The sequence below is a fragment of the Collinsella sp. HCP3S3_E11 genome (genome assembly GCF_052067375.1).
Classification (GTDB): domain Bacteria; phylum Actinomycetota; class Coriobacteriia; order Coriobacteriales; family Coriobacteriaceae; genus Collinsella.
Genome location: NZ_JBQHQI010000002.1, coordinates 114,665 through 138,966, shown reverse-complemented (window position 1 = coordinate 138,966; position 24,302 = coordinate 114,665). Strand labels below are relative to the sequence as shown.

21 protein-coding genes are annotated in these 24,302 nt (G+C 58.4%); 19 read left to right on the top strand and 2 right to left on the bottom strand.

All coding sequences use genetic code 11. The features are described from left to right. Positions 1–123 precede the first annotated feature (123 nt). The 16 genes from ACTM86_RS02750 to hflX all read left to right on the top strand — a co-directional run bounded on the left by ACTM86_RS02750 (position 124) and on the right by hflX (position 21,121). On the top strand, positions 124–2,370 hold the full coding sequence (locus tag ACTM86_RS02750; RefSeq protein ID WP_441015482.1) for a polyribonucleotide nucleotidyltransferase: 2,247 nt from the start codon (positions 124–126) through the stop codon (positions 2,368–2,370). Between the two features lie 652 nt (positions 2,371–3,022). Next, positions 3,023–4,693 carry a ribonuclease J gene (locus tag ACTM86_RS02745; RefSeq protein ID WP_441015480.1) on the top strand — a complete coding sequence of 557 codons (1,671 nt, stop codon included), beginning with the start codon at positions 3,023–3,025 and terminating at the stop codon, positions 4,691–4,693. Between the two features lies 1 nt (position 4,694). After that, positions 4,695–7,478: a DNA translocase FtsK 4TM domain-containing protein gene (locus ACTM86_RS02740; protein ID WP_441015478.1), complete on the top strand. Its 2,784-nt coding sequence runs from the start codon at positions 4,695–4,697 to the stop codon at positions 7,476–7,478. Further along, positions 7,478–8,968 carry a RodZ domain-containing protein gene (locus ACTM86_RS02735; protein WP_441015476.1) on the top strand — a complete coding sequence of 497 codons (1,491 nt, stop codon included), beginning with the start codon at positions 7,478–7,480 and terminating at the stop codon, positions 8,966–8,968. Before ACTM86_RS02740 ends, ACTM86_RS02735 begins: the two co-directional genes overlap by 1 nt. A 26-nt stretch (positions 8,969–8,994) precedes the next feature. Then, positions 8,995–9,492, top strand: a complete 498-nt coding sequence (locus tag ACTM86_RS02730) for a YajQ family cyclic di-GMP-binding protein (RefSeq protein ID WP_154516322.1) — start codon at positions 8,995–8,997, stop codon at positions 9,490–9,492. A gap of 26 nt (positions 9,493–9,518) precedes the next feature. After that, positions 9,519–10,868 (top strand): 30S ribosomal protein S12 methylthiotransferase RimO, encoded by a 1,350-nt coding sequence (rimO, locus tag ACTM86_RS02725; protein WP_154516325.1) that lies wholly within the window; start codon positions 9,519–9,521, stop codon positions 10,866–10,868. 99 nt (positions 10,869–10,967) lie between these two features. Further along, entirely contained in the window at positions 10,968–11,516 is a 549-nt protein-coding gene (pgsA, locus tag ACTM86_RS02720; RefSeq protein WP_229770672.1) for a CDP-diacylglycerol--glycerol-3-phosphate 3-phosphatidyltransferase, read from the top strand. A 12-nt stretch (positions 11,517–11,528) separates the two neighbouring features. Further along, entirely contained in the window at positions 11,529–12,059 is a 531-nt protein-coding gene (locus ACTM86_RS02715) for a CinA family protein (protein ID WP_441015474.1), read from the top strand. A 257-nt stretch (positions 12,060–12,316) separates the two neighbouring features. Continuing rightward, entirely contained in the window at positions 12,317–13,465 is a 1,149-nt protein-coding gene (gene recA, locus ACTM86_RS02710) for a recombinase RecA (protein WP_154516331.1), read from the top strand. Between the two features lie 11 nt (positions 13,466–13,476). Continuing rightward, a complete protein-coding gene (locus ACTM86_RS02705) occupies positions 13,477–14,169 on the top strand; it encodes a regulatory protein RecX (RefSeq protein WP_441015472.1) in 693 nt (230 codons plus the stop codon). A 257-nt stretch (positions 14,170–14,426) separates the two neighbouring features. Next, a complete protein-coding gene (gene rny, locus ACTM86_RS02700) occupies positions 14,427–15,980 on the top strand; it encodes a ribonuclease Y (protein ID WP_154516337.1) in 1,554 nt (517 codons plus the stop codon). Position 15,981: 1 nt separating this feature from the next. Next, on the top strand, positions 15,982–17,067 hold the full coding sequence (locus ACTM86_RS02695; RefSeq protein WP_441015470.1) for an ATP-binding protein: 1,086 nt from the start codon (positions 15,982–15,984) through the stop codon (positions 17,065–17,067). A 74-nt stretch (positions 17,068–17,141) separates the two neighbouring features. Then, positions 17,142–17,459, top strand: a complete 318-nt coding sequence (locus tag ACTM86_RS02690; RefSeq protein WP_118079896.1) for a stage V sporulation protein S — start codon at positions 17,142–17,144, stop codon at positions 17,457–17,459. A gap of 64 nt (positions 17,460–17,523) precedes the next feature. Beyond that, the gene (miaB, locus tag ACTM86_RS02685; protein WP_427717472.1) at positions 17,524–18,894 is read left to right on the top strand and encodes a tRNA (N6-isopentenyl adenosine(37)-C2)-methylthiotransferase MiaB; all 1,371 of its coding nucleotides are present in this window, start codon (positions 17,524–17,526) and stop codon (positions 18,892–18,894) included. Beyond that, positions 18,894–19,832: a tRNA (adenosine(37)-N6)-dimethylallyltransferase MiaA gene (gene miaA / locus ACTM86_RS02680; RefSeq protein WP_441015468.1), complete on the top strand. Its 939-nt coding sequence runs from the start codon at positions 18,894–18,896 to the stop codon at positions 19,830–19,832. The genes miaB and miaA overlap by 1 nt, the downstream gene beginning before the upstream one ends. Then, the gene (hflX, locus tag ACTM86_RS02675) at positions 19,832–21,121 is read left to right on the top strand and encodes a GTPase HflX (protein WP_427748031.1); all 1,290 of its coding nucleotides are present in this window, start codon (positions 19,832–19,834) and stop codon (positions 21,119–21,121) included. The genes miaA and hflX overlap by 1 nt, the downstream gene beginning before the upstream one ends. On the opposite strand, the gene ACTM86_RS02670 is transcribed toward hflX, so the two are convergent. Further along, positions 21,106–21,810: a heparan-alpha-glucosaminide N-acetyltransferase gene (locus ACTM86_RS02670; protein ID WP_441015466.1), complete on the bottom strand. Its 705-nt coding sequence runs from the start codon at positions 21,808–21,810 to the stop codon at positions 21,106–21,108. The two genes, hflX and ACTM86_RS02670, sit on opposite strands and share 16 nt — an antisense overlap. Continuing rightward, positions 21,810–22,454 (bottom strand): transcriptional repressor LexA, encoded by a 645-nt coding sequence (gene lexA, locus ACTM86_RS02665; RefSeq protein ID WP_427794759.1) that lies wholly within the window; start codon positions 22,452–22,454, stop codon positions 21,810–21,812. Before lexA ends, ACTM86_RS02670 begins: the two co-directional genes overlap by 1 nt. 163 nt (positions 22,455–22,617) lie before the next feature. Here lexA and ACTM86_RS02660 point away from each other — a divergent pair, with 163 nt between their 5' ends. From ACTM86_RS02660 to dut, 3 genes are read left to right on the top strand one after another with little or no spacing between them, the layout of a single operon-like run. After that, positions 22,618–23,067 carry a LysM peptidoglycan-binding domain-containing protein gene (locus ACTM86_RS02660; protein WP_441015464.1) on the top strand — a complete coding sequence of 150 codons (450 nt, stop codon included), beginning with the start codon at positions 22,618–22,620 and terminating at the stop codon, positions 23,065–23,067. Positions 23,068–23,118: 51 nt separating this feature from the next. Beyond that, on the top strand, positions 23,119–23,562 hold the full coding sequence (gene nrdR / locus ACTM86_RS02655) for a transcriptional regulator NrdR (RefSeq protein WP_427717459.1): 444 nt from the start codon (positions 23,119–23,121) through the stop codon (positions 23,560–23,562). A gap of 4 nt (positions 23,563–23,566) precedes the next feature. Further along, positions 23,567–24,010, top strand: coding sequence for a dUTP diphosphatase (gene dut, locus ACTM86_RS02650; protein ID WP_427794758.1), 444 nt, complete (start codon positions 23,567–23,569; stop codon positions 24,008–24,010). Positions 24,011–24,302 lie beyond the last annotated feature (292 nt).

Below are 24,302 nucleotides of genomic sequence, written 5' to 3'. Positions count from 1 at the left end.
CGCAGCGGGGCGCTCTTTTTGTGTAGGGGCGTGAATAATCACGCTCTGAAGCGTGGCGGGGGCAGGGGGCCCGCGTCACATGAGAAGCCCGCAGGCAAGGGGCCTGCGGGGTAAAGGAGAACAATGACACTCGTATCCAAGACCTTTGAGCTGTACGGCAAGACCTACACCTTTGAGTCGGGCGAGCTTGCCAAGCAGGCCACCGGCGCCTGTCTGGTCAAGCAGGGCGACACCACGATGCTCGACACCGTGGTCGTCTCCAAGGAGCGCAAGAACTACGACTTCTTTCCGCTGACCGTCGACTTCAACGAGAAGATGTACGCTGCCGGCCGCATCCCGGGTGGCTACCTCAAGCGTGAGGGCCGTCCCAGCGAGAAGGCCACGCTCACGGCCCGCATGATCGACCGTCCTATTCGCCCGAGCTTCCCGGACGGCTTCCGCAACGAGGTGCACATCGTCGCCACCTCGCTCGTCGCCGACCAGGTCAACCCCTTCGACGTCATCAACGTCATGGGTGCCTCCCTGGCCATGACGCTCGGCGGCGTGCCCTTCGAGGGCCCGCTTGCGTGCGTGCGCATCGGCCGCAACGTGGAGACCGGCGAGTTTATCGTCAACCCCACCTATGAGGAGCGCGAGAACTCCGATCTGGACCTGGAGCTGGGCGGCTCTGCCGACTTCATCTCGATGGTCGAGGCCGGCGCCGATGAGATCTCCGAGGACGACATGCTCGCCGCCATGAAGTTTGGCCAGGAGGCCCTCGCTGCCTTCTGCCAGGCTCAGGACGAGTTCGTTGCCGAGTGGGAGCAGGTCAACGGCGCTATCGTCAAGAAGGAGTACCCGCTCGACCAGCCCGTCGAGGAGGTCCAGGAGCGCATCTTCGCCCACTACGACGAGATGGCAGCCGCCCTTCGCGACGCCGACAAGCTCTCCCGTATCGGCAAGGTCGAGGCTCTGAAGGAGTCCATCCGTGCCGAGTTCACCGAGGAGGAGCAGGCCGCTTGGGAGCGCGAGATCCCCGTGGCACTCAAGAAGCTCGAGAAGAAGGCCATGCGCACCATGGTCGTCGAGACCGGTGAGCGCGTCGACGGCCGTGCCGCCGATGAGATCCGCCCCATTATGGTGAAGGACAACTACCTGCCGCTCGTTCATGGCTCCGGCCTGTTCCAGCGCGGTCAGACCCAGGTGCTCTCCGTCCTGTCGCTCGGCATGCTCAACGAGGGCCAGCGTCTGGATACCATCGAGCCCACCGAGGGCAAGCGCTACATGCACCACTACAACTTCCCGCCGTTCTGCACCGGCGAGACCGGCCGCATGGGTAGCCCCAAGCGCCGCGAGATCGGCCACGGCAACCTGGCCGAGCGCGCCCTGCTTCCGGTGCTCCCCGACGAGAACGAGTTCCCCTACGCCATCCGCGTGGTCTCCGAGGTCATGGAGTCCAACGGCTCCTCTTCGATGGCTTCGACTTGCGGCTCCACGCTCGCCCTCATGGACGGCGGCGTGCCCATTAAGCGCCCGGTCTCCGGTATCGCCATGGGTCTGATCCAGGAGGAGGGCAAGACCGTGGTCCTGTCTGACATCCAGGGTCTCGAGGACTTCCTGGGCGATATGGACTTTAAGGTCACCGGCACCACCGAGGGCATTACCGCTCTGCAGATGGACAACAAGGCCACGGGCCTTACCTTCGACATCCTTGCCCGCGCCCTGCAGCAGGCCAAGGAGGGTCGCGCCTTCATCCTGCAGAAGATGCTCGATGTGATCCCCGAGCCGCGCCACACCACGCGCAGCACCGCTCCGCGCATCGTCTCCATCCAGGTTCCGACCGACAAGATCCGCGACGTTATCGGTTCCGGCGGCAAGGTCATCCGCGGCATCCAAGACGAGACCGGTGCTTTGGTCGACATCCAGGAGGACGGCACTGTCTTTGTCGGTGGCACCGGCGAGTCCGTCGACCAGGCTGTCGAGCGCATCAAGCTCATCATCAAGGTTCCCGAGCCGGGCGAGGAGTACACCGGTCGCGTGGTCTCCATCCAGCCCTTTGGCGCCTTTGTCAACCTGCTGCCCGGTAAGGACGGTCTTTTGCACATTTCCCGCGTTGCCAAGGGTCGCGTGGAGAAGGTCGAGGATGTCCTCAATGTGGGCGACGAGGTTAAGGTCGTCGTCATCGAGGTCGATGATCGCGGCAAGATCTCGCTCGATCGTCTGGATAAGCCCGAGGCCCCGGCTCGTGCCGAGGGTGCCCCCGAGGGCGACGGTGAGCACTTCCAGCGCCGTGAGCGTCCGCGTCGCGAGCGCTCCGAGCGCAGCGACCGTCCGCGCCGTCCCGGCGACAACGGAGGCCGCAAGCCCCGCCGTCACCACGACGCCGAGTAACAGCCGCACATAAGCAGCTCAACAAGGGCGACTCCGGACAGGGGTCGCCCTTTTGCTATTCCCGGCGGGGTCCGCGGGTAAAGTTTCCTGCTCTACAGTCCTGCTCGCACGGAGAGCACATTAAGTGCTCTCCGGCTCGTGCGGAACTCGCGATAAACTTTACCCGCGGACCCCGCCGGGAATAGCAAAAGGGCTGGTGGGTGCGGGTTTCGATTTTGTCAGATAGTCTATTCAGTTATCTGAATTCAGATCTTTAGATAATCGCATGTGCGGCATTACCCCAGATAAAACCTACCAAAATAAACCTGTCCCTTTTTGGCTGGTCTGGGGCCATCGGGGGCCGGGGCGGGTTAAGTTTGTCGCGAGTTCCGCACGCAAAGGAAAGCACTTAATGTGCTTTCCGTCTTGCGCAGGACTGTAGAGCAGCAAACTTAACCCGCCCCGGCCCCCGATGGCCCCAGACCGGCGGGATGGACCGGTTTGGATGGGGCTTTGATGCATGGGTGGTCTGTTGGTGGGCAAATGGGTATCATAATGCGGTTACTGCATCGACTCCGTGATGCATGTTTGTACGTTCCCGGCGGTCGGTTTGCCAGAAGCGCCCCGTCGGTTGTTCCAGACCCGTTTCGAAGAAAGGAAACCGCACGAACCTATGGCAGCTAAAAAATCATCTCCCTTGAAGATCATTCCGCTCGGAGGCCTTGACGGCATCGGCAAGAATATGACGGTCTTCGAGTGCGGCGACGACATGGTGCTCGTCGACGCCGGCCTTATGTTCCCCGACGATTCCCAGCCCGGTATCGATTTGGTGCTTCCCGACTACACCTATGTTCTGGAGAACGAGGAGAAGCTCCGCGGCATCATCGTCACCCACGGCCACGAGGACCATACCGGTTCGCTTCCGTACCTGCTGCAGGACCTCAACAACAAGGTGCCCATCTTCTCGAGCAAGCTGACGCTTGGTTTCATCGAGGGCAAGCTTTCCGAGTTCCGCATCCGCGCGCCCAAGTTCCGCGAGGTCAAGGGCGGTAGCCATGTCAATCTTGGCAGCATTTCGCTCGACTTCTTCTCTATGACGCACTCAATTCCGGGCGCTTTGGGCGTATTCATTCGCACCAACCAGGGCACCGTTATGCACACGGGCGACTTTAAGCTCGACCAGACGCCCATCGATGGCGTCACGCCCGATTATGCCGCTATCAGTCGCTTTGCCAAGCAGGGCATCGACCTGTTGCTTTCCGACTCCACCAACGCCACGGTTCCGGGCTTTACCAAGTCCGAGGCCGAGGTCGGCCCCAACTTGCTGCACGCCATCAAGAATGCCCCGGGCCGCGTGTTCGTCGCCTCGTTCTCGAGCCATATCCATCGCCTGCAGCAGATCTGCGACGCCGCCCGCAAGTGCGGCCGCAAGGTCGTCGTGACCGGACGTTCCATGCTCACCAACACCCGCGTGGCGCGCGAGCTGGGCTACCTCAACATCGACGATGCCGATATCATCGATGCCTTCGATATCGATAACCTGCCTGACGACAAGATCGTCGTCATGTGCACCGGCTCTCAGGGCGAGCCGCTGTCGGCGCTGTCCCGCATGGCCAACGGCGAGCACAAGACGCTCTCCATCCACGAGGGCGATACCGTCATCCTCTCGGCGACCCCTGTTCCCGGCAACGAGAAGGCCGTCCAGCAGGTCGTCAACAGCCTGGCCAAGCTTGGCTGCGACGTGTGGGACAAGAACCGTGCCCTCGTCCATGTCTCGGGTCACGGCAGCCAGGAGGAGCTCAAGCTTCTGATGGCCATGGCCAAGCCCACCTATTTTATGCCGGTTCACGGCGAGGCCGTGCACCTGCGTGCCCATGCCCAGCTTGCCCGTAAGATGGGTATTAAGGATGATCACATCTTTATCCTCGATAACGGTGACACACTCGAGATGCGCGGTGGTATTGTCAAGCGCGGCACGCCCGTCGAATCCGGCGTCGTCTACGTCGACGGCCTGCGCATCGGTGATACCGACCCCATCGTCCTGCGCGATCGTCAGAAGCTCGCCAATGACGGTATGGTCACAGCCGTCGCCATCGTTTCGCTCAAGCACAAGAAGATCGAGGCCATCGAGTTCTCGGGCCGTGGCGTTTCATTTGCCATCGACGATCAGTTCTCCGAGGATGCCTCCGCATCCATTATGAAGACAATCGAGAAGGGCAAGTTTAGCTTTACGAGCAGCGGCTCCGATGCCATTCGCAAGGCCGTGCGCGATTCGCTCTCCAACTTCATTTGGAGCCGTACGCGCACCCGTCCGATGATCATCCCGGTCGTCATGGAGGTTTAGTTTGGCGCGCGGATCTGCACAAAACGCCAAAGGCAATAAAGCCAACAACCAACCGGCATCTGCTAAGGGTGCCGGTTCCCATCTTCGTGCCAATAAGGGCCACGAGGCCGAGTTCGACGATGTTGAGCCCCTGGTCGAGCCTTCGGCCAACCGCGATATCGCCGGCGTGGTTATTGCCGTTTTGGCGATTGCGTCTTTCATTGCCGTGATTTCTCCGGCAACGGCACCCGTGACGGCAGTGGTTGCCGGTTTCTACCATCTTGGCTTTGGCCTGGGCGCCTACGTGCTGCCGATCGTCATTTTGCTGTTTGCCGCCACGCTCTTTTTGGGTGAGGACTCGCCGCTCAACATTCGCTCGGTCGCGGGTGGCGCCGTTGTCTTTATCGCCGTCGTCTCCATTCTTTCGTTGATGGTGCCGGGCACGAGCGATTCGTGCGACCTCATGTTTGTGCCGCAAAACCTGTCCGCCTCGGGTGGCTACATCGGTGCGTTTATTGCGAGTGCGCTGCAGAATGCCCTGGGTAAGCCTATCGCGATGGTGGTCCTGTTGGGTTTGGCCGTCGTTGGCTTTGTCATCATCGGCTTTTCGGTGGGTGGCGTTTTGCGTTCTGCGCGCGATCACGCTGCCGATTTTGCCGAGCGCCGTCGTGCCGATGTCAATGCGAGCCCGTGGGGCGACGAAGAGGCCCTGTCGGTTCCCGGCGTCGCCCGTCCGCACCTGAGCATTCTTCGTCAGAAGGGCTCCGATATGGCCGTGACCACGGTCATGGGCAATGACGCGGACCCTGTTCTGGACGATGATGACGAGGACGATGATCCGTTTGTCGACGTGTCCGAGGCTGTGGAGGCCGAGCGCGCCAAGACCACGCTGCTGCCGCGTCGCCATGCCAAGAATGGCAAGTCCGCGCCCAAGCTCAACACGAGTGAGCCCGACCCGTCTTGGTCCGATAGCGAAATCGAACTCACCGCGGGCGATGACGAGGATGACGAGTGTCCGCTCGAGACCGCCAAGACAACTTTGCTGCCGCGTCGCCAAGACAGGCGAGGACAGGTCACCGGACAGCTTTCGATGGAAGACGACCCGGACAAGGTCGACGAGTCCGAGCCGCCGTTTGCCGTGAACCCCGTGTCTGCTGCCCCGCAGATCCCCGATTTCCTGAAACACCCCAAGGTTGCCGATGCCCCCACCCCTACGGCTTTCGCTGCTCCTGTTGCAGCCGGCGATGGGGGAGCTGACGGCACCGCTGCCGATGTCGAGGGCGAGCAAGAGGATGGCCTCAAACTCCCGCCGCTCGAAATCCTGCACGCCAACCCGCAGTCGGCGTCCGCCGCGTCTTCTGACAAGGAGTTGGAGCAGACTGCCGAGTCGCTGCAGTCCACGTTGCTGGAGTTTGGCCGTAGCGCTCGCGTCGTCGGCTGGATTGCCGGTCCCACGGTGACGACCTTTAAGCTGCAGCCCGGCGAGGGCGAGCGCGTGAGCAAGATTTCGAGCCTCGAGGACGATATCGCGCTTTCGCTTGCCGCCCAGTCGGTGCGTATCTTTGCGCCGATTCCCGGCACCTCGCTTGTGGGTATCGAGATTCCCAATCGCAAGCGCCAGAACGTTAACCTGGGCGACGTGCTTCCCTATGTGAAGGGCGGTCCGCTCGAGCTGGCCATCGGTCGCGATGCCGAGGGTACGCCGGTTGTCGCCGACCTAGCCAAGATGCCCCACCTGCTTATTGCCGGTACCACCGGTTCCGGTAAGTCGGTCATGATCAACTCCATCATCACGACCCTGCTCATGCGCGCGCTTCCCGAGGACGTTCGCTTGATCATGGTCGATCCCAAGCGCGTTGAGCTTGCCGGCTATAACGGCCTGCCCCATCTCTATGTGCCCGTGGTGACCGAACCCAAGCAGGCTGCGAGTGCCTTGCAATGGGCTGTGTCCGAGATGGAGCGTCGCCTGAAGGTCTTCGAGCGCCTCAACGTTCGCAAGATCTCGACGTATAACGAAAAGCAGGCCGCCGGCGAGTTCGAACACTACGATAACCCGCCGCAAAAGATGCCCTATCTGGTCATTATCATCGATGAGCTTTCGGACCTGATGATGGTTGCCGGCAAGGATGTCGAGGCCTCGATCGTTCGTATCGCCCAGCTGGGCCGTGCCGCCGGTATTCACCTTATCGTGGCTACGCAGCGCCCCAGCTCCAACGTGGTGACGGGCCTCATTAAGGCCAACATTACCAATCGTATCGCCTTTAACGTGGCCACGGGCATCGATTCCCGCGTCATTATCGACCAGATGGGCGCCGAAAAGCTCACCGGTTTGGGCGACATGCTGTTCTCCAAGGTCGACTGGGGCAAGCCCCGCCGTATCCAGGGCTGTTTTGTCTCGGATGATGAGATCAACGAGATCGTCGAGTTCGTTAAGTCGCAAAGCGAGCCCGACTACCACGAGGAGATTCTGTCTGCCGTGGCGCCTGCTTCCATGTCCATGGCTGGTGGCGGCGGTATTGTCCGCACGGGCGTTGCCGAGCCGCAGGATGACGACCCGCTTATCTGGGAGGCCGCTCATATTGTGGTGGAATCGCAGCTGGGCTCCACATCTGGCCTGCAACGCCGCCTCAAGGTTGGCTATGCGCGCGCCGGGCGTATTATGGACATGCTGGAAGAAAAGGGCGTCGTCGGCCCGCCCGACGGTTCCAAGCCGCGCGAGGTCCTGCTGGATGACGAAGGGCTTGCCGCGCTGGAGTCTGTCGACGCCGAGATGGTACGTGAAGATCGTGAGTTTGGAGGATTCTGATGGCTGCACGCTTTGGTGACATGCTGCTCGAGCAGCGTCGCCGGATGGGCCTTTCCATCCAGCAGGTCGCCAACACCATCAAAATCAGGCCGCAGATCATCGAGTTTTTCGAGACTGGTAACTTTGCATCGATGCCCCCGCGTGGCTATGCGCAGGGCATGATTTCGAGCTACGCTCGCTTTTTGGGGCTTAACCCGCGCGAGGTCGTCAACGCTTATTTTGACGACCTCATGGCATATGAACGCGATACCTCGCAGCAGGGCGGTCGTTTTCAGGATGCTGCCGGCTACGTTAACTCGCGTTCTTCGGTCGATAACGGTCGTTTTTTGATGGTTCAGGGTGGTCGTACGACACGGTACGGCCAGCGCCCTCCGCAAGCGGGCTATATCACCGAGACGGGCTCCAGCGAGGAAATTCGTTCTCAGCGAGATCGTTTTCGCAGTACGCCCCTGCCAGATGACCGTGCGCTTCCCGCCGCTCGCGGGTTGAGTCGCGATCCTCGCGCCGGTTACGGCGACGGCGGATACTCCGGTCGTAGCTATCGCGGAGTACCCGCCGGGCGTTCCCGCGATAGCTATTCCGACGCCGATACCACGCAGGTGACGCCGCGCCTCCGTTCGCAATCCCAGCCCTATGGGCAGCGCTCTTCGGTGCCTCGCTCTGGCCAGCGCGGCTATCAGGGCCGTGGCGAGCTTGCGCCGCGTCCGGGCCGGCGGGGTTCGCAGCGCCAGAGTAGCTATCGTGGTCGTCCCGATAGCGGTCGCGGCCGCATACCGCAGGGTAATGGTCGTGGTAGCTCCAATCGCGGACGCGGCGTTGGGCGCGCCTCTCAATACAACACGATCGATCCGCGCATTATTTACGTCGGCATCGGTGCCGTGGTGCTACTGTTGATTTTGCTCATCGTGGTACTCCTGCGTGGTTGTGGCTCTGCTGCACCCGAGTCGACGTCCGAGACACCCGTGGCTACCAAGACGACGACTAAGAAATCTTCCAAGAAGACCGAATCCACTGACGAGGACGAAGACGCCGACGAGGCGACGGATGCGGCCAGTTCCGATGCCGCCAAGGCGACGGTCAAAACGGAAGAGGACGAGGTCACCAAGGTCAAGGTCTCTGTTGCCAAGGGCAAGACCGCCTGGATCGAGGTCAAGGTCGACGGTAAATCGGTCTATGGCGCTCAAGCGACCGGTCCTTTTGAGCAGGAGTACACGCCCGAGTCCTCGATTGAGATCACCACGTCCAAGCCCTCCGATGTCACGGTCACCAAGAATGGTGAAAAGGTTCGCTATGACACCAAGACATCGGGTGTGGCGCGCGTGACCATTACCGTTCCCAAGAAGGAGACCGCTGACTCCGCGAACGGCGATAATGCCGGCGGTACCGATAATGCCGACGGCACCGATGCCCAGTCTACCGTCGGCACCGACACGGCATCCGACGGCCAGACAGTGAACGATACAGATGACTATTCGTACGACAGCTACTAAGGCTCCCCGTACCGAAAGGAAGAACCATGGCTAAAGATTCCAGCTTTGACGTTGTGTCCGAGGTTAATATGCAGGAGGTCGATAACGCCTTCCAGCAGACCGCCCGCGAGATTTCCCAGCGCTATGACCTTAAAGACTCCGGCGCCACCATCGAGCTTTCGAAGGGCGACAAGCTCTTTACGATTAACGCTCCGGCCGATTTTGTCTCCAAGCAGATCATCGATGTTTTGAGCTCCAAGCTCATCAAGCGCGGTATCGACCTCAAGGCTGTCTCTTGGGACACCCCGCAGGCGGCTTCGGGCGGTACCGTGCGCGTGCTCGGTCATATCGTCGAGGGCATCGACCAGGCGACCGCAAAGAAGATCAATAAAGACATCAAGGATCAAAAGCTTAAGGTCAAGGTGACCATCGAGGCCGATAAGCTGCGCGTTTCCTCGGCTTCTAAGGACGCTTTACAGACGGTGATTCAGTTCCTGCGCGACCAGGACTACGGCCAGCCGCTGCAGTTTACCAACTACCGCTAATTTACTCGAAAGGACCGCTCTCCAACATGGATACTCCGTTGGGTTCCGTACTCTATATCACGCTTGGCTGCGCCAAGAACGAGGTCGATACCGACCGCATGCGTTCGCTGCTGACCGCTGCGGGCTACGAGGAGGCATTCGATCCTCAGGATGCCGATATCGCCATTGTCAATACGTGCTCGTTTCTTACCTCGGCGACGTCTGAGAGCATCGAGACCACGCTCGAGCTCGCTAACGAGGTGCAGGACGGCGTTCGCTCCTGCCCCATTGTCATGTGCGGTTGCGTGCCGTCTCGTTACGGCGACGACCTGCCCGACGAGCTGCCCGAGGTCGCGGCATTTGTGAAGGCCGATGAGGAAGACGGTATCGTCTCTGTCATCGATGGCGTTCTTGGTGTGGAGCGTGAAATTGCTGCCTATATCCCGCAGGTCAAGCGTACCGTCGAGGGCGCTGTCGCCTACGTCAAGATCTCCGATGGCTGCAATCGTTTTTGCAGCTTCTGCATGATTCCCTACATTCGCGGTCGCTATCATTCGCGCAATGCCGAAAGCATTATCTCCGAGGTGCGCGACCTGGTTGCCGGCGGTGTGCGCGAGATCGTGCTGATCGGCCAGGACACGGGCATTTGGGGCACTGACTTTGCCGATGAGGACGCCGCCGAGGCCTCACCGCGCAATCTGGCGCAGCTGCTGCGTGCCGTCGCCGAGGCTGTGCGCCCGCACAACGTCTGGGTTCGTGTGCTCTATCTGCAGCCCGAGGGCATGACCGACGAGCTTATCGAGACGATCCGCGATACGCCCGAGGTATTGCCCTATATCGATATCCCCGTGCAGCACTGCGACGCGCGCATCCTCAAGGCCATGCGTCGCTCCGGTTCGCGTCAGGAGCTCGAGGAACTGTTCCGCGATCTTCGTGATCGTATCCCCGGCATCGTGATTCGCTCTACGGCCATGGTCGGCTTTCCGACCGAGACCGACGACGAGTTCCGTGATCTTATCGACTTTATGGACACCGTCGGCTTTGACTATACGAGCGTCTTTGCCTACTCGCGGGAGGAGGGCAGCCTGGCCGCCAATATGGAGGGCCAGGTCGATGAGGAGGTCAAGCTCGAGCGCGCCCAGGAGGCCATGGATCTGGCCGAGTCGCTGGGTTTTGCCGCCACGGCAGCCCATGTGGGCGAGCGCGCCCAGGTAATCGTCGACGGTATCGAGGAGACCGAGGACGGCGCCGAGCTGATCGGTCATGCCTGGTTCCAGGCGCCCGATTCCGATGGCGCGGTGCATCTGGACGCCAGCGAGGCGTCCGTGGGCGATATTTTGACCGTCGAGTTTACCGATAGCTTCTGCTATGAGCTTATCGGCCATGTTGTGGAGTAGGAGAGCGTCGTGGCAAACGAGAGCAATAAGGAACTGACGAGCGTTTGGACGCCCGCCAACATCGTGACGTGCGTGCGCATCGTCTTTATTCCGGTGTTCATGATCGTCTCGGCTCTGTCTCACGCGAGCGTTGCCGGTACGGACTGGAGCACCTTTGACGGCCCGCTCGCCGCCGCTGCCTTCATTCTGTATGTGATCCTGTCGTGCACCGATAAGGTCGACGGCTATCTGGCGCGCTCACGCAACGAGATCACCGATTTCGGCAAGTTCTTGGACCCCATCGCCGACAAGTTGCTGGTGTTCTCGGCCTTGCTGCTGTTCTTGGATTTTGGCGCGGTGACCGTGTGGTCCGTGTTCATTATCCTGTTTCGCGAGCTGTTGGTGAGCGCACTTCGCATGGTCGCGAGTGCTGCCGGTGTGGTCGTTGCCGCCGATAAGCTCGGCAAGTACAAGACGGCGACCACGATGGTCTCCATCTGTGGCTATCTGTGCGTCTTTGCGATGGCCGGTCTTCAGCTGGGGCCGGCGTCGCTGCTGCTCGGTGTCTATTCGGTGTCGCGCTTCCTGTACGTCATCGCCGTCATTTTGACCATTATCTCGGGTGCCCAGTACTTCTGGAACTGCCGTAAGATCGTCTTTTCGGTCTAGGTCCTGGTGGGTATGACAGAGTCTTATTTGCAGATCGCCGCAAACAACGAGGAGCTGGCGCGCGATATTGTCGAGCGCGCGAGTGCCCGTGGCGTGACGGTGTCGACGGCGGAGTCGCTGACGGCGGGCATGATCGCCTCGACGATTGCCGATATCCCGGGTGCCTCGGCGGTGCTTCGTGGCGGTGCGGTGACCTACTGCGATGAGATCAAACATCGCGTGCTCGGCGTCGAGCAGGAAACGCTCGATCGGTTTAGCGCCGTTTCGCATCAGACGGCGCGTGAGATGGCCGCGGGCTCACTGGACCTCTATCAGAGCGATGTCGCCGTGAGCGCAACGGGCTACGCTGGGCCCGGCGGCGGTACCGAGCTAGACCCCGCCGGCACGTTCTATATCGGCTGGGCGTATCGTGCGGCCGATGGGGGAGCGACGGTCGTTGAGTCTGCGCGCTGTCACTACGAGGGTGATCGGTCGTGCGTCCGTGCCTATGCGGTCGCCGAGGCTTTGGAACGCATTGTCCGCGTGCTCAATTCTATGGAATAGATGTGTTTTAAGGGGCCTTAGGGCCCCTTAATTGTGGAGATAGGGACCTTTGGCAAGGAATGCGCTTGCGCTGGCACATGTCTTTAATTTGTACGAGCACTCGTATTTGCGATTGGCATGGTCAAGCGTTTGGTCGGTGATTGGTCGGCGTTTGGTCGGGTTTTGGAATGGACAGGTGCATATGATGAACCTGAACGGTTGACCACGAACAGCCGTTCGTTTATCATCGATTCAGGTTGTTAAGAGGAGGGCTATTCATGGCCAAGAATTCAGGTCCCGTACGTACCGTTCATACGCGCACGACGGGCAAAGAGCGCGACGAGATGATCGCCACTACCAAGGCCGAGATCGAGAAGAAGTTCGGCCAGGGTTCTATTATGAGGTATGGCGACGGCGGTCCCGAGCTCGAGGTCGAGGCTATTCCGACGGGCTCTCTGGCGCTCGATGCCGCCTTGGGTATCGGCGGCGTGCCGCGCGGCCGTATCGTTGAGATTTATGGCCCCGAGTCCTCCGGTAAGACAACGCTTTCGCTCGAGATTCTTGCAGAGGCGCAGGCCATGGGCGGTGTCGTGGCTTTTATCGACGCTGAGCATGCGCTTGATCCCACCTACGCCGCGCGCATCGGCGTCGATATCGACGAGGTGCTGATTTCCCAGCCCGATACGGGCGAACAGGCGCTCGAGATCGTTGACATGCTTGTGCGTTCCGGTGCCATCGACGCCATCGTCGTCGACTCTGTTGCCGCTTTGACTCCGCGTGCCGAAATCGAGGGCGAGATCGGTGATACGACGGTGGGTCTGCAGGCTCGCTTGATGAGTCAGGCGCTCCGCAAGCTCGCCGGCTCGCTTGCCAAGTCCAACACAACCTGCATCTTCATTAACCAATTGCGCGAGAAGATCGGCGTCATGTTCGGCAACCCCGAGACCACCACAGGCGGCCGCGCACTCAAGTTTTTCTCTTCCGTGCGTATCGATATTCGCAAAATCGATACCATCAAGCTCAAGGACGAGGTAATCGGCAATCGCGTACGTGCCAAGGTCGTTAAGAACAAGGTGGCTGCTCCGTTCCGCTCGGCCGAATTTGACATCATGTATGGCACCGGCATTTCTAAAGAGGGCTCGATTCTGGATATGGCTGTCGAGTGCGGCATATGCAAAAAGATGGGGTCTTGGTTTGCCTATGGTGAGGACAAACTCGGCAACGGTCGCGAGGCCGCTAAGACGTTCCTGCGCGAGCATCCCGATTGCGCCGACGAGATCGAGCACAAGGTTCGCCTTGCCTGCGGTCTTGAGTATGACGATGATGCCCCCTCCGAGGTTGAGTTGACCGATCAGCCCGCCCCCGAGGAGTTTGACGAGCTGTATGCCATCGATGGCTCCGCGATGCTCGACGATGACGACGAGTAACGGATGCCGACATGTCGTATACGGTGACCGAGGCTAGGGTCGTTTTTCCGGATAAGAAGACGGCCTCCTCGTTCTCGAGCGGTTATGCGTCTAAAAAGCCCTGTGCACATATCGATTGCGATCTGGAGGGCGGTTTTGAACGGTCCATTTGGATTCCCGTGCGTGTGGCACGTGTGTACGTCCAGAATCGTCCCGATCTTCCCTGCGACTGGGATGACTTTCGCGAGGCGGTGCAGCTTATCGAATGCAAATGTGCGCTCACCATGGTGACCGAGATGCTTTCGCGTCGCGATCATGCTACGGGCGAGGTGCGCGATAAGTTGGCGCGCTATGGCTTTCGTCAGCCCGCGATCGACTTTGCCGTCAATCGTGCCATCGAGTATCGTTTTTTAGATGAGAACCGCTTTTGCTCGTACTTTATCGAGGAGCGTAAGCGTCGTGGTTGGGGACAGCGCAAAATCGAGACTGAACTCAAGCGTCGCCATGTTGCACTTGATGAGATTCCAGGGTATCCCGAGGCTTATTTTGCCGAGGATGACGACTTGGCTCGCGCATCGGCTTTGCTCGCTAAGCGTCGCGTTCCCGAGGCACGTGCATTCGAAAAGCTCGTCAGATTTTTGATGGGCAAGGGCTTTTCCTATCACATTGCCGCGGATGCCGTTAAGGCGCGCCTCGATGCCTTAAGCGAGAAATGCGACGTTTAAGCATGCTCACGTTACGCCCCTGCCGTTCACCGCTCGATAGGCGCCGTGCTGGGTGCGTTAATTTGACAGTTGTTGCGGTTCAACGTAGGATAATTACTGTCATTTGCATTGTGATATGTGCTCATCTGCGATGAGTTTGTTTATATGTTTATCTGTATCCGACCCGCATAAGCTGCGCCCATATTACTCAAATGTCGCGAGCCGTTCGTATGGACGGTTCGCTTTGTTGTGTAACGAATCCATAAAAAGGAGTGAGCATGCCGCCTATCATTGCAGCGCTCGTTGGCATTGTTTTGGGTGCCATCGTCGCCATTGCCTACATGCGCACCGCCAAGCAGGGAAGTCTTCACGAGGCCGAAGAAAAGATTCAGTCGGCACACGCGCAGGCAGAGTCCCTGATCGGTGATGCTAAGCGTCAGGCCGAGACCCTCAAAAAAGAGGCTCTGCTCGAGGCTAAGGAAGAGATCATCAAGAACAAACAGGCCGCCGAGGCCGAGGACAAGCAGCGTAAGAGCGAGATTCGCGCGCTCGAAAATCGCGTGATGCAGCGCGAGGAATCGCTCGACCGACGCAACGATGCACTCGATAAGCGCGAGCATCAGCTGTCCAGCCAGGCCGGTCAGGTCGAGAAGCGCTCTCGCGAACTTGAGGAGCTTTGCGCCAAGCAGACCTCCGAGCTCGAGCGTATTGCCGACCTTACGCGCGAGGATGCTCACAAGGAGCTGCTCGACAAGGTCCGCGGCGAGGTTACCCATGAGGCGGCCACCATCATCCGTGAGTCCGAGCAACAGGTCCGCGCCGAGTGCCACAAGACCGCTCAGGAGATTCTCTCCCTGGCGATCCAGCGCTGTGCCGCCGACCATACCGCCGAGGTCACCGTCACGTCCGTTCATATTCCCTCCGATGACCTTAAGGGCCGCATCATCGGTCGCGAGGGTCGTAACATCCGTACTTTCGAGCAGGTTTCCGGCGTCAACCTTGTGATTGACGACACCCCCGAGACTGTCGTGCTTTCGAGCTTTGATCCGGTCCGTCGTGAGACCGCCCGCGTGGCGCTCGAGAACCTCATTGCCGACGGTCGCATTCACCCCGCCCGCATCGAGGAGATGTACCACAAGGCCGCTGACTTGGTTCAGCAGCGTGTGCTCGAAGCCGGCGAGCAGGCCGCCTTCGATACCGGAATCCACGACCTGCATCCCGAGATCGTCAAAACCCTGGGCGCTCTGCGCTACCGCACCTCGTTTGGTCAGAACGTGCTACAGCACTCGCTTGAGGTCTCCGACCTGTGCGGCATCATGGCCTCCGAGCTTGGTCTGGATGTTGTGACCGCCAAGCGCGCGGGTCTTCTGCATGACCTGGGCAAGGCCATCGACCACGACGTTGAGGGTCCGCATGCTGTGATTGGTGCCGAGCTTGCCCGCCGTTATGGCGAGAAGCCCGTTATCGTCCACGCAATCGAGGCCCATCATGCCGATGTCGACCCCAACACGGTGCTCGACGTTCTGGTCCAGGCTGCCGATGCTGTTTCCGCTTCTCGTCCAGGCGCCCGTCGCGAGTCGGCCGAGAGCTACATCAAGCGCCTTGAGAAGCTCGAGGAGATTGCCAACTCTCATGACGGCGTCGAGCGTACCTATGCTATGCAGGCCGGTCGCGAGGTCCATGTCATGGTTCAGCCGGACAAGATTTCCGATGCCCAGTCCACGGTGCTTGCGCACGATATCGCCCATCAGATCGAGGAAGAGATGGAGTATCCCGGTCAGGTGCGCGTTGTCGTGATTCGCGAGAGCCGTGCCGTCGATATCGCTAAATAACATGAACGACGCGAACGAGCTCATCTCATTTATCGCGTCGATGTCGGGGGAGGGCAACCTTCGCGTCGAGGAAAACCTTGGCGAGGGGTATGTCCGCCTCCGCGTTTCGGAGGCCGAGCGCCGTCAGGCCAAGCATGACATTCAGCATGTAGAGGACATTGTCATCGAGATGCTGCGTAATGCTCGCGATGCCGGAGCCGATAAGGTCTATCTAGCCACGACCAAGGAGGAGGGTGTTCGTACCCTCCTCTTCCTGGATAACGGTTCGGGTGTGCCGCAGGATATGCAGGAGCGTATCTTCGATGCCCGTGTCACCTCCAAGCTCGAGAGCATGAAGATGGACCGTTGGGGTGTTCACGGTCGTGGTATGGCGCTGTTCTCTATCAAGCAGAACACCGATGAGGCACGCGTTGTTACATCGGGCGTCGATTTGGGCTCAGCGTTTAAGGTGTGCGTTGATACCGATCGCTTGGCTGAGCGCGCCGACCAGTCGAGCTGGCCTCAGGCGGTTAAAGACGAAGACGGCCGCTATGTATGCGCTCGCGGTCCTCACAACATCATTCGCGCAGCCTGCGAGTTTGCCCTTGAGGAGCTGCGCGACTGCGACGTGTATCTGGGCTCTCCGTCCGAGATCGCTGCGACCCTGTATGCCCAGGCTTCCAGTCGTCTCGATACGTCACGCCTGCTCTTTATCGATGACGAGTGCGAGCTTCCGGTTATCGATCGTTTAGGTCTTGCCTCGGATGCCGAGGACTTTATCCGGATTTGCTCCGGGCTGGGTCTCGAGATGTCCGAGCGTACTGCCCACCGTATTCTTTCGGGACAGATTAAGCCCGTTCGCGGTGTATGCGCGCGTCTGCTGCGCGAGCGCGATTCCACCACGCATTTGCCGGCTTCAGTCGATCTTGCCAAGGACCGTCGAGGCCTTCGCATTGCCAAGGATGACATGGCGCAGTTTTCGCGTGCTGTCGAGCGCGACTTCAATGACCTCGCCGCCCGGTATTACCTCAATCTGTGCGGCGACCCTAAGATTCGCGTTTCACGTGATCGCATCACCGTGACGTTCGATCTTGCCAAAGAGGAGTAGCATCTTTACCGAGTCCGCTCGGTACGATACAGTTATTGCAGTTAAAACGTACTTTTAAACGCAGGAGTTTCTTCATGGATTGCCTGAAGGTATCAAGCAAATCATCGCCCGCGTCCGTTGCCGGCGCCATTGCCGGTATGGTCAAAGATGGCGTTCCCGTCAACATTCAGTGCGTCGGTGCCGGCGCCGTCAACCAGGCCATAAAGGCCGTTGCCATTGCGCGAGGTTTTTTGATTCCGACTGGCTTTGATGTCTCTTGTGCGCCGGTGTTCTCTGACATCCTCATTAACGGGGAGTCTCGCACGGCAATCCGTCTCTCTATCTACGTTCACCAGATTAATCGGGCTGCTATGGACAATGTCGTCATGGACGACGTTAAGCCTGTTGCGTAAGCGAGTTTTCGCACGTTTGTAGCACCTTTGTGCCCCGTCGATATCATCGTTAGGATGTAAGCTCATGGACCAGCGCTTCGTACGCGATATTCTTGCCGGTAAAACCTATTTTATCCGCACATTCGGCTGCCAGATGAATCAGCACGACTCCGAGCGCGTGAGCGGTTTGCTCGATTCCTATGGCTGTCTTATGGCGCTCGATCCGGAGCATGCCGATATTGTCGTATTCATGACGTGCTGTGTGCGCGAGGCTGCCGATACGCGCCTGTACGGTCAGTGCAACTCCTGCAAGAGTCTTCCTCCTTCTCCTTCGGGCAAGCGTGTGGTCGCCGTGGGTGGCTGCATCGCTCAGCGCGATGGCGAGGGCTTGCTCACCAACGTCGATAACGTCAACGTTATTTTTGGTACGCATTCGATTGCGCACGTGGCGGAGCTTATCGCCGAGGCGTTTATGGATGGCAAGCGCCATATCCGCACGAATGAGCATGAAGATACGGACGCCATGAGTATGCCGTGGCATCGCGAGACGCAGTATCATGCATGGGTGCCCATCATGACGGGCTGCAACAACTTCTGCACGTACTGTATCGTGCCGTACGTCCGTGGTCGCGAGAAGAGCCGCCCCTTCGAGGAGATTGTCGACGAGGTGACGGGTCTGGTGCGTCAGGGTGTGCGCGAGATTACGCTGCTGGGACAAAACGTTAACTCCTACGGTCGCGATCTTTTTGGCAAGCCGCGCTTTGCCGACCTGCTGCGCGCCGTGGGTGATACGGGCGTCGAGCGTATCTTCTTTACTTCTTCGCACCCCAAGGATTTGCTTCCCGAGACCATCGATGCTATGGCCGAGACACCTGCCGTTATGCCGCAGCTTCACCTAGCCGTTCAGTCGGGTTCCACGCGTATCCTTAAAGAGATGAATCGTCGGTACACGCGCGAGGATTATCTGGGCCTGGTCGATCGCATTCGTAACCGTATGCCCGAAATTGCGCTTTCGACCGACATCATCGTGGGCTTCCCGGGCGAGACCGAGGAAGACTTTGAGCAGACGCTCTCGCTTGCCGAGACGGTGCGCTATGCCCAGGCCTACACGTTTATTTACTCCAAGCGCGCCGGTACCCCGGCAGCTGAGATTTATGATCCCACCCCGCATGAGGTTATCCTTGAGCGCTTTAACCGTCTGGTCAAGGTTATCGAGACGACGGCATACGAGTATAACCAGGGCGAGCTTCACACCGTGGTGCCTGCGCTTATTGAGGGCACGAGCAAGAAAAACGACGCTGTCCTTCTTGGTAAAAGTCCTAAGAACCAGACAGTGCATGCGCCGATTCCCGCTGGCTATAGCATCGATCAGCTTATCGGCAAAATTGTCGACGTCGATGTGGATGTCGCCAAGACGTGGTATCTGTCTGGCTCCGTTGTGGGTGAGCCTCGCTAATGGTTTCCCCCGGCACAAACCTTTCTGCCGTAGCGATCGTCGGTCCGACGGCGGTCGGCAAGAGTGATGTTGCCGACCGCCTGGCTGCTCGTCTGTCGTCTGAAGTGTTATCGTGTGACGCGATGCAAATCTATCGCGGTATGGATATCGGTACGGCCAAGATGATGCCCGAGGAGTGCTCGGTGCCCCTACGCCTTGTCGATATCGTGGACCCGGGCGTCGCGTATTCTGCTGCGCTCTATCAGTCTGATGCCCGGGCGCATATCGAGCGTTTGCTTGGTGAGCAACGGCTTCCGGTCTTTTGCGGCGGCACGGGCTTGTATCTTAAGGCTGCACTCGATGAAATGGCTTTTCCTTCGGGAGAGCTCGAGGACGAACGCCGCACGGGTTATCAGGAGCTTGCCGAGCGTATTGGCGAGAAAGCTATGCATGCCCTGCTTGCCGAGCGTGATCCGGAATCGGCTGCCGTGATTCATCCTCATAACGTGCGCCGCGTGATCCGTGCGCTCGAGATGCACGATGACGGTGTGTCGTATGCCCAGCAGAAGTCGAAATTCAGCGTTCCGCATGAGCGCTATCATGCCATGTGGTTTGGTCTGACGCGTAGCCGTGAAGTGCTGTATGAGCGCATTAACCTGCGTGTCGACCTTATGTTTGAGCAGGGGCTGGTCGATGAGGTCCGTGGCCTTATGGACCAGGGCCTGGGTGATGCACTCACGTCGATGCAGGCAATCGGTTACAAAGAGATTATTGATGCCTTGCGAGGCGCTATTACCATGGATGAGGCCCGCGAGCTTATCAAGATGCGCTCACGTCGCTATGCCAAGCGCCAACTTTCCTGGTTTAAGCGTGACGACCGCATCGTGTGGTTCGATATGGATGAGTTTACGATCGATGAGGTCGTCGATGATATCTACCGTCGTATCGAGGCTGCCTAATGGCACGTTTTCCCTTGGTTCCCACGGCGCCTGAACCTGAGCGTGCCGTCTTGGTTGGTGTTGAATGGCGCGATAACGCCTGGCCGCTCGACCGTTCGCTCGACGAGCTCGAGCGCTTGGCTCACACTGCTGGAGCCCAATGCGTGGCACGCTTGTCTCAGCGCCTGGTCAAACCTTATCCCAAATCGTTTATCGGCTCCGGTAAGGTCGAGGAGCTATGCGGTTTGGTGCATCGTATGGATGCGGATGTTGTAATCTTCGACGACGACTTGACTCCTTCACAGCAGTCCTATCTTGAGAAAGCCGTGGGCGAACCGGTCAAGATTATTGACCGCACGGCGTTGATTTTGGATATCTTTGGTCTGCATGCTCAGACGCGTGAGGGTCGCTTACAGGTGCAGCTGGCTCAGTTGCAGTATCTGCTGCCCCGTCTGCGAGGTATGTGGAGCCACCTTGCTAAGGAACAGACGCGTGGCGGCATTGGATCGCGTTTTGGCCAGGGCGAAAGCCAGCTCGAGGTCGACCGTCGCCTGATTCGCGATAAGATCGCTGCGCTTCGACGCGAATTGAAACAGGTTGAACAACGTCGCGATGTGCAATCGAAAAGCCGTATTGAATCGCCGGCGTTTCGCGTAGCGTTGGCTGGCTACACCAATGCCGGTAAGTCGACGTTGCTTAATCGATTGACGGGATCCACGGTACTTTCGCAGGATAAGCTGTTTGCCACGCTCGATCCTACGACGCGTTCGTATCGTTTACCCGGTGGCCGTGGCATGACGATCACTGATACCGTTGGCTTTATTCAAAAGCTGCCCCATGGCCTGGTCGACGCGTTTAAATCTACGCTTTCCGAGGTGCTCGGCGCCGATTTGGTTCTTAAAGTTGTGGATGCTTCCGATGAGGATTACGAGCGTCAGCTTGAGGCGGTTGATCGTGTCCTTGACGAGATTGGTGCCGGTGAGCGCCTGACGCTTACCGTGTTCAATAAAATCGATCTGCTCGATAGCGTCGACCGTTTGAGCTTTCGCCGGCGCTATCCCGAGGCGGTATTGTTCTCGGCTCAGACGGGTGAGGGCCTTGATGACTTAGTCGATCGCATCGCTCGTGAAGCGGCCGCTACGGACGTGTTGCTCTCGGCCGATATCCCGTATCGAGAGGGCGCGTTAATCACGCTCGTGCACGAACAGGGAACCCTTCTGCACGAGGAATACCTCGAGGACGGCGTTCGTATTGTGGCAAAGCTTCCAGCCCGTATCGCACCGCGTCTCGAGCGTTATCGAACAGAGTAAATCAGCTCCAGTACACCCAAGATAACCGGTTGATGAAGCAGGTAGAACGGCAGCGCATGGCGCCCGAGACTTGCGAGCGCCGGGATGGGATTCGCATAGGCCCATCCCGGCGTCTCATAGTTTGCTTCCTGAGTCGTGTGGGCGGCAAAGAAGCCTGCAAGGTACATAAATAAGAATGGTATGACTGGATAGTAATCACCAGAGACAAAGTCTGGGCTTGGGAAACCCAGCCAAGCTAAATAGGGGATAGGATAAACCGTTTTAGGAATGCTCCAGGTAAGGGTAAAAAGTGTGAGGCAAATTGCTATACCCCATACCGACGGCACTTTAACGATCATCGGACGCGCGAGCGCGACAATGGCGGTGCAGGCCGCCATGCAGAACATGATGCCGAAGTTCACCGAGTCATCGACTGAGACGAGCGTCGTCGCGACCCATACGACAAAAGCGGCAGCGGCATATTTGACGGCACGCTTGATGTTGTTGCGCGAGAGGGTGCACATCCAGCCGGCAATAAACAAAAATACCCAACTGATGCTGGCACGCCAGATGTCTTGGAAGATGGTCTGAGTAAACCAGGGCATATCCCAACCATAAAGATAGGCAAGATCGTAGCAAGCATGAAATCCTGCCATCGACAGCATGGTAAATCCGCGAATGGTATCAAAGACCGTGATGCGGTTTTGCATTACGAGAACCGGCGCATCAATCCAACAACCTTGCCCAGGATCGTCGGATTTGTCGCATAGATGGGCTCCATGGTGTCGTTTTCGGGCTGCAAGCGAACTCGTCCCTGCTCCTTGTAGAACGTTTTGACCGTTGCGGAGCCATCGATCATGGCCACAACGATCTCGCCATTCATGGCACTCTTCTGTTCGCGAACGATGATATAGTCGCCGTTAAGGATACCGACGTTAATCATCGAATTGCCGTGGACCTCGAGGATAAAAGACCCCTGGTCCGTTGCGATCTCGGTCGGGATGGTAAAGGTGTCCTCGATATTCTGCTCGGCAAGGATGGGGATCCCCGCGGCGACACGGCCCACGAGGGGTAGCGATACGGTTCCGCGGGGTGCCGCGGGCTCATCGGACTTTGAGATGGAGACGGAGGCTCCGTCCTCGTCAAAGAGCTCTAGGGCACGAGGCTTGGTGGCGTCACGTTTGAGCAGGCCGCGTGCTTCCAGTGCGGAGAGATGTGCATGCACGGTGCTAGGGGAGGAAAGACCCACAGCCGAAGCCATCTCACGCACGCTGGGCGGATAGCCCTTTTCCTGCTGATACTCCTTGATGAAGTCGTAAATCTGCTGCTGTCGCTTGGTAATTTTGCGAGCCATCAGGGATTCCTCTCTACCTAACCCAAACAAATGTTCTATGTTTGCTTGACAGGAACAACTGTTCGAAGATAATAATAACCGAACACTCGTTCCCGCGCTAGACTTTTTTGTCCTCGCGGCTTGATAAAACAGTTCTCGTCAAAAAACGCGAGAGGAGAACATGATGAATGCAACGGATATGGTCCAGGGAAACCTCGCCCTTAAGTATGAGACGCCCGTATCGCCTTCCTTTACGGTCGTGAAGGGCGGACGCTGCGATTTTCAAGCCATGGCCGCTGGGCCTGTTCGCTCCAAACATGCAGTCGCTGTTTCGGCTCCCGTTGCCCTAAAGGCCTCGACAATAGTCGCTGTTGCCGTAGCGTTCACCTTGTTTTTTGTTCTTTCCGCTTCAGTCTTTTCTGCTCGTCATGCAGCATATGCTGATTCCGTTGCCAACGTTACCTACGAGACGATTCATGTACAGTCCGGAGATTCCCTGTGGTCGCTTGCTCAGGAGCATTCCGTTGACGGTCTTTCTACACAGGAGACTTCTGACATGATTCGCAGTGTCAATCATCTGGAGCATGGGTCACTCGGTGCGGGTGACGTTCTTAAAGTTCCTGCGCGTTCGTAAGATTTAAACTCCGGCACATGGTACCCTTGTTATCGTTTTGGAGGAGGTACCATGCGCTGTCCCAGATGCGGCAATGCACATACCCGTGTTGTCGATTCCCGTATGCAGGAATCTAATAACACCATTAAACGCCGTCGTGAATGTTGTTCGTGCAACTATCGCTTCACAACATTCGAGCGATGCGAAGACCCCATCGAGGTCATCAAATCTGACGGGTCAAGGCAGCGGTTCGATCGCAATAAGCTGCTGGTCGGCTTAATGCGCGCTACGATTAAGCGCGACATCGACACGAAAAAGCTTAATGAGCTCATCGATGACATCGAGGTGGAGCTGCGTTCCCGTACGCTGACGGCTGTTACGTCCCACGACCTGGGCGACATGGTGCTTAAGCGCTTGGCCAAGATCGACAAGGTGGCCTACATTCGCTTTGCCTCGGTCTATCGCGATTTCAAAGATATCGATGAGTTTTTGCAAGAGCTCGACAAGCTAAGGTGATTTTATGTCCAACATTACGGTCAACATTAAGCGTCTCGACCCTACGATCGAGCTTCCCAAATACGCCCATCCCTCAGATGCCGGTTTGGACCTCCGTGCCAATGAGGACTGTACCCTTAAGCCCTTCGAGCGGCGCTTGGTCTCTACTGGTCTTGCGATCGCGCTGCCCGATGGATACGCTGGCTTCGTTCAGCCTCGCAGTGGCCTGGCTATTAAGCAGGGTCTGTCTATAGTCAACACTCCTGGCCTCATCGACGCCCACTACCGAGGAGAACTCAAAGTCATCCTTATCAACCTGGATCCATCCAATGAAATCCAGATCAACAAGGGTGACCGAATCGCTCAACTCGTGATCCAAGAAGTTCCCACGGTCAATCTCGTGGAGGTAGACGAACTAGACGAAACCGACCGAGGCAACGGAGGCTTCGGTTCCAGCGGCGTCGCCTAGTTGCTTCCGTCCGCTCACCCGTGGGAGGGCCCTATATATCATCCCATGCTCAAACATTCTCGCGGGGGCGCTCGTATCCCTCCCGCCCGCCTCTCACACATATCATTCCATGCTCAAACATTCTCGCATCGCTTCGCTCGCTGCGAAACTGCGCGTGGAACGATATGTGTGAGAGGCGGGCGGGCGGCTACTCGCTTGAAAAATATTTACATTCTAGTAAGCCAATGCGACAAAGGAACAGTCCCTTTGTCGCATTGGCTTACTACATTTGAATTTTCCGGTTTTGCCTTTG